Here is a 13,046-nt window from a genome sequence, read left to right as displayed (position 1 = left end):
AATGGGTAAATTGCTGAGCCTTCTTATAGGCGCGATAGTGATGGTGGTGGGACTGATACTGCTCATTTCCTGGTGGTATGAACTTATTTTCGTTCTGCGCGGCGTGCTTCCTCTTGTTCTTATTTTCGCGGGCATTATAGCCGTGCTTTCAGGTTTCAGCGAACTGAAGGACGTTCTCAAGATGAAGGGCAAATGATGAGGCGGATGCTTTACGCGACAGGGTTGATCGCACCGGCGCTGCTATTGTGCCTGAGCCTGGCCGGGTGCGCCCCGAAACCTGCCGAAGCGGAAAAAAAGATACTTGCATATGACCCCGCTTTCCAGAAGGTCCTGGATAACCGCAACCGCCTGCGCCAGGAGCTTCAACAGAACAAGACCAGCTACCTGCGCAAGGTCGAGACCATCGACAGCCAGATAAACGCTCTTAAGGAGCAGAAAGAGCAGGCCCGCAAAGAGTACCGGACCAGCGCGGAGAAGATAAAGAGGCAGATACAGCCTGAGAAAAGAGAGCTGGAAAGGGAACTTGCCGAACTTAAAAGAGAGTACGGCAGACTGACCCACCGGGTGAGGGACATACAGAAGGACATAAACGAGATCAATTCACTGATCGACAAGAAAGAGGATCTCGCGCTCACCCAGGAGGAGATACGCACATGGAACGACCGCCTGGCGTCCCTCATCAAGAAGAAGACCGAGCTTAACGCGAAAAGAGAGAAGGTCCAGACCCAGATAGAGATAACAAAGCTCAAGGACAGCGTCCTGAATCTATAATAAGGAAGGAACACCGCCAGCGTGAAAGTACAAAGAGCACTGATAAGCGTATCGGACAAGACCGGACTCAGTGATATGGTCGCGACCCTCACCCGCCTGGGGGTCAAGATCTTGTCAACGGGGGGCACCTACAAAAAGATCGCCGGTATGGGGGCTGATGTCGAGGAAGTCTCCGAATACACGGGGTTCCCCGAGATGATGGACGGCAGGGTGAAGACCCTGCACCCCAAGGTGCACGGCGGCCTTCTCGGCTTAAGGGATAATAAAAGCCATATGGAACAGGCCGCTCAGGCCGGTATAGATATGATAGACATGGTCGTGGTGAACCTTTATCCTTTCGAGAAGACCGTATCGCGAGAAGGCGTAACGCTGGAGGAGGCCATAGAGAACATAGATATCGGCGGGCCTTCCATGCTCAGAAGCGCGGCCAAGAACTACCGCTCGGTGGCCGTGGTAAGTTCTCCCGGCCAGTACGCCCGGGTGATAGAAGAACTTGAGCGGACCGGCGGCAGTCTGGGTGAGGAAACCCTGAAAGAGCTTGCCGTTGAGGTCTACAGGAGGACCAGCTCCTACGACAGGGCCATATACGAATATCTTTCCGGGGGGATCCAGGAAGAGGACGAAGGACCTCTTTCCGATAAGATCGACCTTTCTCTTTCAAAGGCGATGAGCCTGAGGTACGGGGAGAACCCTCACCAGAAGGCATCCTATTACAGCTGCGGTAAACACGGCGGGGCGGGATTCGCCTCTGCCAGGCAGTACCAGGGCAAGGAGCTTTCCTTCAACAACATAATGGACCTGGATTCGGCGCTTGAGATGGTAAGCTCTTTCGCTTCCGCCGCCGTCAGCATAGTCAAGCACAATAATCCCTGCGGCCTGGCAACTTCCGGGACGCTCCCGGAAGCCTTCATCCAGGCGCTTGACTGCGACAGGATGAGCGCCTTCGGCAGCATAATGGGTTTTAACGGGAAGATAGACCGCGAGCTCGCGGAGATGATCATTAAGGAAGCCGGGTTCTTTGAATGCGTGGTTGCCCCCGACTACGGGGAGGATGCGCTTGAAGTATTCAGTTCAAAAAAGAACCTGAGAGTCCTCAAAAAAGCGCTCGCGCCCTACCGCGACAGGGCGAGTAAGGATTACAAGAAGGTCACCGGAGGTTTCCTGGTGCAGGATAAGGACAACGTGGAGATCTCAAAAAAGGACCTTGATGCGGTCACCGAAAAGAAGCCCGGCCCCGGACAGATCGAATCGATGCTCTTCGCCTGGAAGGCGGTGGGTTTTGTGAAAAGTAACGCCATAGTGCTCTCCCAGGGCACCAAGACCGTCGGTATAGGCGCCGGCCAGATGTCGCGGGTGGATTCGGTCGTGATCGCCATACGCAAGGCAGCCGGAAGGGCGAAGGGGGCCGTACTTGCAAGCGACGCCTTCTTCCCGATGGCCGACTCTGTGGAGGAAGCCCATAAAGCTGGCATTTCAGCGATAATCCAGCCTGGCGGTTCGATCCGGGATAAAGAGGTTATCGATGCCTGTAACAGGCTGGGCATTCCCATGGTCTTTACCGGGAAGCGCCATTTCCGCCACTGATCAACCTGATAGATTGTTTACCCATGCAGAAACTCCCGACAGACACTGAAAGATTCCTGGCCTCCCTGGTAAATTACGAGAAGAGGGGGCTTGAGGGGGTGGGCGCGGAGAGCCTCGATCCGGGAAAACTCACCGGGGTTCTCAAGAAGCTCAACGATCCGCACCTGGCCTACGAAAGCGTCCACGTCGCCGGCACCAAAGGCAAGGGGTCTGTCTGCCAGTTCACTTCATCGATCCTTTCCAGTTCGGGGTACCGTACCGGGCTTTACACCTCGCCTCATCTTTTGAGGGTGAACGAGAGGATAAGGATAAACTCAAAAGAGATAGAAGATGGCGAACTGGCGGATGTGATATCCGTTATACGCGAGAGGCTCGAAGGCGCCGGGGACTTTACGTATTTCGAGGTGATGACGCTTGCGGCCATGCTGCATTTCGCCAGAAGCGGGGTCGATTACGCTGTTTTCGAGACCGGCCTCGGCGGGAGGTTCGACGCGACGAACGTCCTTGAAAGCTCGGTTTGCGGGATAACCCCGGTAAGCTACGACCATACGCATGTACTGGGGAAGACCCTCGGCGAGATCGCCGCCGAAAAGGCGGCGATAATAAAGCGCGCCTCACGGTGCGTATCATCTCCCCAGCAAGAGGAGGCCCTCTCTGTCATAAAAAAAAGATGCGCGGAGGTCGGTTCTCCCCTGACTCTGGCCGGTGAGGAGATAACCTGGCGGGTGAGAGAGGCCGGCGCCGAAGGAAGCAGGTTCGATCTTTTCACCAAGTGGGACGAATACACCTTGTGCAGAACGCGCATGCCGGGCTTTTTCCAGGTCTCCAACTGCGCGACGGCGGCAGGTATCTGCGAGGAACTTTTAGGCGATAACAGGGATAAGGAGGCTTTTAGACGGGGCATCGCCAGGGCTTATGTTCCCGGCAGGATGGAGATCCTCTCCAAAAAGCCCATGGTCTTGATAGACGGCGCCCAGAACGGCGCGAGCGCCCGCGCCCTGGCAGTTTCGGTAAGGGGACTATTCCCCGGAAGAAGGGTCGTGCTCGTTTTGGGGATCTGCCGGGACAAGGAGATCAAGAGCGTGTGCGATGAGCTCATGCCCCTTGCCGATGAGGTCGTCCTGACCAGGGCCACCAGCGAAAGGGCGGCGGATCCGGAGATCATCCGCGGGTTCATCCGCCGAAGGAGCGCGATGATCACAAGGGATGTCCCCGAGGCTCTCGGCGGCGCTTTCAAACTCGCCGAGGAAAGCGACCTCATACTCGTAACCGGTTCTTTTTATGTGATCGCGGAAGTAAGGGATATCATATTAAGGGATCTTGCATGCAGAAAATAGAACACGACACCATAGCGGCCATATCGACCCCGCCCGGTGAAGGCGGTATAGGTATAGTGCGCGTGAGCGGGAAGGATGCCATCGCGATAGCCCGGAAGGTCTTCCGCCCCGCCAGGGGAGCGAGTCCCAGTTTTTCAGAGAGCCACCGGGTGCATTACGGGCGCGTCTTCTCCCCGGCGACGGAAGAAGTGGCTGATGAGGTGCTTCTTACGGTAATGATATCGCCCAGGACCTATACCAAAGAGGACATGGTCGAGATCAGCTGCCACGGAGGGGCGATGCCTTTATCCAGGGTTCTTGATATCTGCCTGGCCGAAGGCGCGCGTCTGGCCGAACCTGGCGAATTCACCAAAAGGGCTTTCCTCAACGGCAGGCTCGACCTTACCCAGGCCGAGGCCGTCCTGGACATAATCAGGTCGAAGACCGATACCGCAAGGCGCGTCGCTCTCAGGCAGCTGGAGGGTGATTTTTCCGGGGAGGTCACAAGTCTCAGGGAAGCCTTTTTAGAGACGCTTGCCCAGATAGAGCTTACGATAGATTTTTCGCAGGAGGATGTTGATTTTCCTTCCGGCGGCGAGATCTCCGGACGCGTTGAACGTATCAGGGATAAACTCAAGAGCCTTATAGGAACATCCGAAAAAGGGATGATACTCAGAGAAGGCGCGAGCGTCGTGATCTGCGGAAAGCCCAATGTCGGAAAGTCCAGCCTCATGAACGCTCTTTTAAGGCACGAGCGGGTCATCGTGACCTCCGTTGCCGGCACGACAAGGGACGTTATAGAGGAAGCGGTGGATATATCGGGGATAAAGGTGCGCATCTCCGACACCGCTGGCATAATAGAAACGCAGGACCGCGTGGAGATAGAAGGGATAAAGCGCTCGCGCGAGAAACTCGAAGAAAGTGACGTTGTCCTCTTTGTTATGGACGCAAGCCGTCCTCTTTCGGAGAAGGACATCGGTATATACCAGACCATAAAGCATAAGAGGCACGTCCCGGTTCTGAATAAATGCGATCTTCCGCTCGCCGTTAAAAGCGCTGAAGTTGAGGGCGTTTGCGCGGGGCAAAAGCCCGTTGAAGTCTCCGCTCTTAAAAAAGAAGGCCTTGAGAAGCTTGAGAAGAGGCTTGAAGAAAAACTCTTCAAGGGGGATGCGCAGATCCCCGAAGGCGTTCTGGTCACCAATGCCAGGCACCGTAACGCGCTGAAGGAGGCCCTCAAGAGCGTCGAAAGGTCGCTCGGCCTCCTGGCGGACACCTTCAACGCGGAACTGCTCGCCAGCGACCTCAATGAGGCGCTGAGCCAGCTCGGCCGAATAACCGGCGAGACTGTTCCGGGCGACATACTGGACAGGATATTTTCACAGTTCTGTATAGGCAAATAACGCGTCAAGTTGTGTTATAATGTAACGGACCGGAGGTACAGATGGACAAGGAAAAGATAAAAAAAGCCGTGAGGGACATACTTGAAGCCGTGGGAGAGGATCCGGCCAGGGAAGGCCTGCAGGGAACGCCCCAGCGGGTGGCCAACATGTACGAGGAGGTCTTAAGCGGCTACAAGCAGGACGCCGAGGACGTCCTGAACGTCATATTCGAGGAAGAGGACCATGACGAGATAATACTGCTCAAGGATATACCGCTTTATTCGGTATGCGAGCACCACCTGGTCCCTTTCGTGGGGAAAGCGCATGTAGCTTACCTGCCCGAGGGCAAGAGGATAACCGGCCTCAGCAAGATAGCAAGGGTGGTCAATATGCTCGCCAGGAAACTGCAGGTCCAGGAGAGGCTCACCACTTCCATTGCCGACACCATCATGCGCAAGCTGAAACCCAAGGGCGTGCTGGTCGTGATAGAGGCCGAACACCTCTGCATGAGCATGCGCGGGGTGAACAAGCCGGGCATAATCACGACGACCAGCGCGGTGAGGGGGATATTCCGTTCCGATGAAAGGACGCGCTCTGAGGCCCTCTCGCTCATACGCCAGATAAGGCCCTGAGAGGATAGAGGACTGCAAGGCGCGGTTTAAGCGTTGATTTTTACGGCTCCTTATAATATAATTATCCGATAAGCGCAGCGTCCGCGCTGTAAATAGTAATATTACTTAAGGTTACGATATTTATATGGAAGAACATTCAGCATTCTGGTATTTCGTGCACAATCAGGTCGCGATGACAACTCTTCTGGCCTGGTTCGTCGCCCAGACGATCAAGGTGGCCGCGGGAGTCATCCGGGAGAAGAAGTTCAATTTCAAATGGTTCGTCGGTACAGGCGGCATGCCAAGTTCCCACGTCGCGGGGGTTACCGCGCTTACGACCAGTGTCGGCATGCAGGAGGGCATTGGAACGGCTCTTTTCGCGGTGACTCTCATGTTCGCCATAGTGGTCATATGCGACGCGCAGGGGGTAAGGTGGTCAACGGGTAAACAGGCCGAGATACTGAACAAGATACTTGACGACATCTACTGGGAGAAGAAGATCCAGGAGGACAGGCTCAAGGAGTTCATCGGACATACGCCGATCCAGGTCTGGGCGGGTATTGCGGTGGGCCTTTTTGTCGCTTTCTTAGCATACGCGGTCTAACAGTAAAAGAGGTGGACAGTGTCTAAAAGCAGGATATTACTACTCATAGCCGTGATATTCGGTGTCGCCGTCACGGCAGCCTCCTTTGCCTGGCTCGGTACGGTGGGCGATTCGGCCACCGGTCCGGTAGGCCCCTTCAAGGCTGAACTCATCTACGAAAGGGGCAGGGAGTACCTGGACGAGGCCGAGATAGGCAAGGCCGAGAACGCATTTCTCATCATAATAAGCAAGTATCCCTCATCGCATTACGCGGAAAGATCCCTCAGGCACATGGCTTCTATCTATTCAAAAAGCAAGGATTACGACAAGGCGGCGTATTATTACAGGCGGCTTCTCAAGGCGTTCCCCCATGTCGCTGACGCCGGAGAGATAAAAAAGACCATAGATGAGCTCAACATGAAGCACATGGCCAGTGGCCTCAGGACCGAGGACAGCGTCGAATACGTTGTACAGCCCGGGGACAGCCTTTACGCGATAGCGAAGAAGTTCAACACGACGGTGCCTCTTATAAAGAAGCTGAACGGGCTTGAGAGCGACCTTATCAGGGTGGGCCAGAAACTGAAACTGAACGTGGCCAAGTTCTCTATACTTGTCGACAAGGCCAGGAACGAGCTTATCCTGAAAAAGGACGGCGAGCCCTTCAAGAGCTATACCGTGGCGACCGGAAAGAACAATTCGACCCCCGAGGGGGAGTTCCTTATCGTGGACAAGATGATAGAGCCCGCTTGGACCAAGCCAGGGGTGGGGGTCATACTCCCTGGGGATGAGAGATACGAGCTGGGTGCCAGATGGATGCCCATATCCAAGCCCGGTTACGGCATACACGGCACGAACGATGAGTCCACCATCGGCAAGCAGTGCACTTCCGGCTGCGTGAGGATGCGTAACGCCGATGTCGTCGAGCTCTACGAAATAGTGCCCAAGGGCACCGAAGTTGTGATAATCGATTCAGCGAAAAAAGAGAAGGACGCCGGCGGCGGCTCTTCCGTGGAAGGACCCGTTACGGCGTCGGAAATACCCAATAAAACGGAGAGATAATGGCGATAGTACTTGATTTCGAAAAACCCATAGTCGAACTTGAGAACAAGATAGCGGAACTCAAGAAGTTCACCAAGGACGAGGATATAGACCTTTCCAAGGAGATAAAGGACCTTAACCAGAGGCTGGACAAGCTAAAGAGCGAGATCTTCAGCAACTTGAGCCCGTGGCAGAAGGTTCTGCTTTCGCGGCATCCGGACAGGCCTTACACGATGGATTACGTTAAGATGATCGCCGATGATTTCCTGGAGATACACGGTGACCGTCATTTCGCCGACGACAGGGCCCTGGTAGCAGGTCTTGCCCGCATAGGCGAGGTTAAGTTCCTCGTTCTGGGGCACCAGAAGGGCCGGGACATGAAGGAGAACCTCGAGCGCAACTTCGGTTGCGCACATCCGGAAGGTTACCGCAAGGCCATGCGCCTGATGAAACTGGCCGAGAAGTACGATATCCCGGTCGTCGCACTGGTGGATACGCCCGGGGCCTACCCCGGTATAGGCGCCGAGGAAAGGGGCCAGGCGGAGGCGATCGCCTACAATCTTCGTGAAATGGCAGGTCTTAAAGTGCCGATCGTTGTTTTCGTCATCGGCGAAGGCGGCTCTGGCGGCGCTCTTGGAATAGGCATGGGTGACCGGGTCTATGTTCTCGAGAACGCTTATTATTCGGTCATATCCCCGGAGGGCTGCGCGGCGATACTCTGGAGGGACCGCTCGAAAGCGCCGAGCGCGGCGACGGCGCTGAAACTCACCGCGCCTGAACTGCTGGAACTGGGGATTATCGACGGGGTCATACCCGAACATCTAGGCGGGGCGCACAGGAACCCGGATAAGACGGCCGGTGAGATCAAGAAGACGATACTCGAATCGATAGCCAAGCTCAGGACGCTGCCGGCGGATGAGCTTCTCAAGAGACGTTACGATAAGTTCAGGGCGATGGGTGTGTACAGGGAATAGTTATCATGAAAAAGCGCATAGGTAATGACAGCCAGATGGTGAAAAAGCTCGGGCAGTCCCTGGCGGAAGAACTGAAAGAGCGCGGGGTCAGCGAGGAAGTGGTTTTCGATATTTACGTGGGCTTCGAGGAAGCTTTGCGTAACGCGATAGTCCACGGCAACAAGCAGGACCCCGATAAAATGGTGACCGTGGAGACCGACATACAGGATGAGAAGGTGATTATAACCATCGAGGACGAAGGCGAAGGCTTTGACCCGGCGAGCCTGCCGGACCCCACGCTTGATGAGAACCTGCTCAAGGAAAGCGGCAGGGGCGTTTATCTGATAAACCACCTCATGGACGAGGTGACTTACCAGAGGGGCGGTAAAAAGGTCCGGATGGTCAAGTATTTCGAGAAGAATACCTGCAAATAAATGAACGGAGGGGGAGCATGCAGATCAATCATGAGGATACAGGCGGGATATCGATCTTCCGGATAGAAGGCGACATTGACATAAACACGTCGCCCGACATCAAAAGATCTTTCGACCAGGTGGCGGCCCAGAAAAAGAACAAGATAGTTATAAACCTCAAGGATGTTAATTACGTTGACAGTTCAGGCCTGGCCACGCTGGTAGAAATACTTAAGAACCTGCGCGCCTACGGCGGCAAGCTGAAGTTGACCAACCTTTCATCGAAGGTGAAGGGGCTTTTTGAGATAACCAAGCTGGATAAACTTTTCGATATAGTCGACAGCGAACAGGACGCTGTTTCTTCGTTCTAGCCACATTGCGGAAAGGCGGATCATGCAGAAAATAGAGAACCTTCTCGCTTCCATAGGCAATGCCACCATAGAGCTCGGTCAGAGCATTACGGGCGTGGTATCGCTTCTCGTGGACACCCTGAACTGGGTATTCACCGGCCCCTTCCGTAAAAAAGCCCCCCGCAGGGAGAGCATCTTCTACCAGATGGTCTTCGCGGGAGTTCAGTCTATAGTCATAGTTTTCTTTATTTCTCTTTTTACCGGAATAGTGATAGCCATGCAGAGCGCCTACCAGCTGAAGCAGCTGGGAGCGACCATATACGTCGCCCCCATGGTGGCGATAAGCATGGCCAGAGAGCTCGGCCCGGTCTTCACCGCTCTCATAGTGGCCGGCAGGGTGGGGTCGGCCATCTCCGCGGAGCTCGGGACGATGAAGGTTTCCGAGCAGATAGAGGCTCTTGAGACCCTGGCACTGGACCCGGTGAGGTTTCTGGTGGTTCCCAGGTTCCTGGCGCTTCTGGTCATGCTGCCGTGCCTTACCATCATAAGCGATATTGTCGGAATAATCGGGGGCCTGATCGTGGGTGTTTTCAACCTCCAGCTTGATTTCTACAGGTACATGTCGTTCTCTTTCGACATGCTCACCTGGAAGGACGTCTGGACGGGGCTCATCAAGAGCGTCGCATTCGCCGGGCTCATATCGATGATATCATGCTACGTGGGCCTTTCCACGCGAGGCGGTGCCGAGGGAGTGGGTAAATCAACCACCCTCAGCGTGGTGGCGAGTTTCATAATGATAGTCATCTTTGACTGCATACTTACGGGAATATTCTTTTTCGCTAACGTATAGAAAGGCGAGCGTCTCATGGGAGAAAGAGAAGTCGTAGTAGAAGTAAAGGACCTTGTAAAGAAGTTCGGCGACAGGCCCGTTCTTAACGGGGTGGACCTCAAGGTCTACAGGGGTGAGACCTTCGTCATTATGGGCGGCTCCGGTTGCGGCAAGAGCACGCTCCTCAGGCACATGATCGGCAGCCTGAAACCCACTTCCGGCAGGGTGTATCTTCTGGGAGATGACATAACCGACAAGTACGGCGAAGAGCTCGACGAGGTGCGCAAGAAGATAGGCATGTCCTTCCAGTCCTCGGCGCTTTTTGATTCGATGACGGTCGGCGAGAACGTGAGCCTGCCGCTTTTCGAGCATACAAAGCTGGAGAAGAGCGTCATAGACATAATGATAAAGATGAAGCTTGAGCTTGTGGGGCTTCGCGGGTTCGAGGACCTCATGCCCAGCGAGCTCTCCGGAGGCATGAGAAAAAGGGTTGGCCTCGCCAGAGCGATAGCTATGGATCCGCAGATAATATTCTATGACGAGCCTACCGCCGGGCTCGACCCGATCGTAGCGGCGGTCATAGACAAGCTCATCATAGACCTGTCCAAGAAGCTGTCCATAACCAGCGTGGTAGTGACGCACGACATGAAGAGCGTCATGTCCATAGCTGACAGGATAGCCATGCTTTACGAGGGGAAGGTGCTCCAGACGGGGACGCCGGATGAAATAAAGAATTCGGACAACGAGATGGTCCAGCAGTTCATAAAAGGGGATTTTGACGGGCCGATAAGGTTCTTCCAGCAGAAGGACGATTATCTTGAAAGTCTGACGGCATAATAAAAGCTATATTTCAATGAAAAGGAGCAAGTCATGAGGTTTACCAACGAGATAAAAACGGGATTGGTCGTAGTGGTGGCAATAGCCATCGGTATATTTTATTTCGGTAAGACAACGAGTTTCCGGCACAAGAAATACGAGCTCAAGACGCATTTCGTCTACGCGGGTAACCTCAAGCCAGACGCCATCGTGAAGCTCTCCGGCATAGACGTCGGAAGAGTGAAGGACATGAGATTCATCTACAAGGACGGGACGAAGGTCGAATGCCTGCTTGAGATAGACCAGGCGGCCAAGGTGAGGACCGATTCCATCGCCTACATAGACGCGGCCGGTTTCGTCGGTGACGCCTTCGTCGGCATAACCCCGGGGACCGAGGATAACTTCGTAAGGCCAGGTGCGGTCCTCAAAAGCGAAGACCCGGTCCAGATGAGGCTGCTCATGAAAAAAGCCGACCAGATAGCGAACAACCTCGACAGCATCCTCGCCGACATCAAGTCGGTGGTCTCAGATAACAAGGACAACCTGGATAACATAATCGTGAACCTGGAGGCGACCAGCCAGAATTTCAAGGAGTTCAGCGAGAACGTCAAGCGAAACCCCTGGAAGCTCCTTTTCAGGCAGAAGGAAGATTAACCCGTGTTTTTGATGGAGGTCGGACCTGTGAAAAAACTTATTACATTCATGTTCATCGCGGCTTTTGTAAGCTGCTCAGTGCCGCTGGTATGTTTTTCATCCTCTGTGGTAGAGGTCGTCTCGGTGGACGGTGACGTCAAGGTCGTACCCAGTAATACCGTCAAGTCCGTGCACTGCCGGGTCGGGATGGAACTTGCCGAAGGCACGCGCATAGTTACCGACGCGGGTTCTTCCGTCAAGCTTTCCTTCGACCCGCACAGGAAGAACATCATCAGGATAATGGGCAAAAGCGACGTTGTCCTCAAGCTGACAAACGGTGACAAGGTGGAGCTCATTGACGGCGAGGTCTACGCGATGATAAAAGAGCTTAAAAGAGGCGAGAAGTTCCGGATTCGCACTCCCGACGCGGTCTGCGGCGCAAGGGGCACTGGCTGGAGGACCAAAAAACGCGGCGGAGTCTCCGAAGTCGCTGTTTTCGACGGCAGGGTCTATGTAAGGGGCCTCACTAGGGACGGTTCGGTCATGGACGGGGTAAGCTGGGTCTCCCGCGGCGAGAAGGTCAAGGTGAAGAAGGGTTCGAAACCGGGCGAGAAGGAGAAGCTCACCCCGGAAGAGCTGGCCCTCATGGAACAGCAGGCGGGTCTCGCCAAGCAGAAAAAGAAGGAGCGCGTCAAAGGCCTGGGCGTCGCCAACGGCAAGAGGGAAGAGCATAGGAAGAACATTATCGAGAGAAAGACCGAAAGCCTGAGGCGCGAGAAGGACAGGCCCACCGGGCGGACCGGAGGGGGCAGTGAGCTGAAAAAGGTACGCGAAGTGCGGCCGTAAGCACAGGGAGGTATCCGATGAAAAGGGTATTGGTAGGACTGGTCAGTTTTATGGTCATAGCCGGGATGTGCGCCATGTCTCAGGCTGCCGGGGAGGATATTGACGTCATTTCGCTCGCCGGGGATGTCAGGGTCATACCTCGCGGTGAAAAGCAGAGCGTGCCGTGCCGCCCCGGGATGAAGCTCGGGGAGGGCGCCCGGATAATGACGGGGGATGAGTCCTACGCGGAGATCGCCCTGGACACATCCGGGATGAACATGATGAAGGTAAAGGCCAACACGACGGTCGTTCTCGTCCTGGAAGGCGAGGATAAGATCCATCTGGTGGACGGTGAGATCTACACCGTGCTTGATAAGATCGAACCGGGCGAGACCTTCCGCGTTCGCACCCCCTGCGCGACCTGCGGGGCCAGAGGTACCGGCTGGAGGACCGTGACGACGGAAGAGGAGTCAGAGGTCTCCGTATTCGACGGCAGGGTTTTCGTCAGAGGTGTTCGCAAGGACGGCACCGCCATGGAGAGGCAGTACTGGGTAAGGGACGGTTACGAAAGAAAGGTCAAGCGCTTCGAGAAACCCTCCCGCCTTTCCAGGATATCAGCCAGGAGGCTTGATGCGATGCGCCGGGAAGTGCGCCGCCGGTCTGCCGAGCAGAGACCGGCGAAACCGGAGAAAAAAGCAAAACCCGAGGTATCCGCCGAAAAGTCCGAACGCTCCCTGAGAAGCGATCCCGGCAAGAGGATGATCCGGCGCCAGGAGAGGATCGAAAGGCGCATCGAGAAGAAAGAGGACGTGCGCGAGCAGAGGCGCGAAAGCATAATGATACGCAAGGATGACAGCAAGGTTGAGAGTAACATCGATGATCGCAGGACGATCCAGAGCACGGACAGTTCAGATTCCAGGAGCATAGGGCCCTGATCGCTCTCAG

At 55.0% G+C, this 13,046-nt stretch carries 16 protein-coding genes; all 16 read left to right on the top strand.

The window, feature by feature from the left end; all coding sequences use genetic code 11:
* The first annotated feature begins 1 nt into the window (after nt 1).
* The 16 genes from GF409_05315 (at nt 2) to GF409_05240 (ending at nt 13,036) form a co-directional block, all read left to right on the top strand.
* On the top strand, nt 2-196 hold the full coding sequence (locus GF409_05315) for a hypothetical protein (protein ID MBD3426629.1): 195 nt from the start codon (nt 2-4) through the stop codon (nt 194-196).
* The gene (locus GF409_05310; GenBank protein ID MBD3426628.1) at nt 193-771 is read left to right on the top strand and encodes a hypothetical protein; all 579 of its coding nucleotides are present in this window, start codon (nt 193-195) and stop codon (nt 769-771) included. Before GF409_05315 ends, GF409_05310 begins: the two co-directional genes overlap by 4 nt.
* Before the next feature lie 21 nt (nt 772-792).
* Complete coding sequence (gene purH, locus GF409_05305; GenBank protein ID MBD3426627.1) at nt 793-2,355, top strand: bifunctional phosphoribosylaminoimidazolecarboxamide formyltransferase/IMP cyclohydrolase; 1,563 nt, start codon at nt 793-795, stop codon at nt 2,353-2,355.
* A 23-nt stretch (nt 2,356-2,378) separates the two neighbouring features.
* Nucleotides 2,379-3,692 carry a bifunctional folylpolyglutamate synthase/dihydrofolate synthase gene (locus GF409_05300; protein ID MBD3426626.1) on the top strand — a complete coding sequence of 438 codons (1,314 nt, stop codon included), beginning with the start codon at nt 2,379-2,381 and terminating at the stop codon, nt 3,690-3,692.
* Nucleotides 3,680-5,071, top strand: coding sequence for a tRNA uridine-5-carboxymethylaminomethyl(34) synthesis GTPase MnmE (gene mnmE, locus GF409_05295; protein MBD3426625.1), 1,392 nt, complete (start codon nt 3,680-3,682; stop codon nt 5,069-5,071). The genes GF409_05300 and mnmE overlap by 13 nt, the downstream gene beginning before the upstream one ends.
* A 41-nt stretch (nt 5,072-5,112) precedes the next feature.
* Nucleotides 5,113-5,682: a GTP cyclohydrolase I FolE gene (folE, locus tag GF409_05290; protein MBD3426624.1), complete on the top strand. Its 570-nt coding sequence runs from the start codon at nt 5,113-5,115 to the stop codon at nt 5,680-5,682.
* A 124-nt stretch (nt 5,683-5,806) separates the two neighbouring features.
* Complete coding sequence (locus GF409_05285; protein ID MBD3426623.1) at nt 5,807-6,265, top strand: divergent PAP2 family protein; 459 nt, start codon at nt 5,807-5,809, stop codon at nt 6,263-6,265.
* A gap of 18 nt (nt 6,266-6,283) precedes the next feature.
* Nucleotides 6,284-7,303, top strand: coding sequence for a L,D-transpeptidase family protein (locus GF409_05280; protein MBD3426622.1), 1,020 nt, complete (start codon nt 6,284-6,286; stop codon nt 7,301-7,303).
* Nucleotides 7,303-8,256, top strand: coding sequence for an acetyl-CoA carboxylase carboxyltransferase subunit alpha (locus GF409_05275; protein ID MBD3426621.1), 954 nt, complete (start codon nt 7,303-7,305; stop codon nt 8,254-8,256). Before GF409_05280 ends, GF409_05275 begins: the two co-directional genes overlap by 1 nt.
* A gap of 5 nt (nt 8,257-8,261) precedes the next feature.
* Nucleotides 8,262-8,669, top strand: a complete 408-nt coding sequence (locus GF409_05270; protein MBD3426620.1) for an ATP-binding protein — start codon at nt 8,262-8,264, stop codon at nt 8,667-8,669.
* A 17-nt stretch (nt 8,670-8,686) separates the two neighbouring features.
* Nucleotides 8,687-9,019, top strand: a complete 333-nt coding sequence (locus tag GF409_05265; protein MBD3426619.1) for an anti-sigma factor antagonist — start codon at nt 8,687-8,689, stop codon at nt 9,017-9,019.
* 22 nt (nt 9,020-9,041) lie between these two features.
* Entirely contained in the window at nt 9,042-9,848 is an 807-nt protein-coding gene (locus GF409_05260; GenBank protein MBD3426618.1) for an MlaE family lipid ABC transporter permease subunit, read from the top strand.
* A gap of 15 nt (nt 9,849-9,863) precedes the next feature.
* Nucleotides 9,864-10,664: an ATP-binding cassette domain-containing protein gene (locus tag GF409_05255; protein MBD3426617.1), complete on the top strand. Its 801-nt coding sequence runs from the start codon at nt 9,864-9,866 to the stop codon at nt 10,662-10,664.
* A 33-nt stretch (nt 10,665-10,697) separates the two neighbouring features.
* Entirely contained in the window at nt 10,698-11,297 is a 600-nt protein-coding gene (locus GF409_05250; protein ID MBD3426616.1) for an MCE family protein, read from the top strand.
* Between the two features lie 3 nt (nt 11,298-11,300).
* Complete coding sequence (locus GF409_05245) at nt 11,301-12,122, top strand: hypothetical protein (protein MBD3426615.1); 822 nt, start codon at nt 11,301-11,303, stop codon at nt 12,120-12,122.
* A gap of 17 nt (nt 12,123-12,139) precedes the next feature.
* The gene (locus GF409_05240; protein MBD3426614.1) at nt 12,140-13,036 is read left to right on the top strand and encodes a hypothetical protein; all 897 of its coding nucleotides are present in this window, start codon (nt 12,140-12,142) and stop codon (nt 13,034-13,036) included.
* Nucleotides 13,037-13,046: the final 10 nt, after the last annotated feature.

The organism is Candidatus Omnitrophota bacterium (assembly GCA_014728045.1).
GTDB lineage: Bacteria > Omnitrophota > Gorgyraeia > Tantalellales > Tantalellaceae > WJMH01.
Note: the sequence above shows the minus strand (reverse complement) of the source record. Positions and strands in the feature narration are given on the sequence as shown.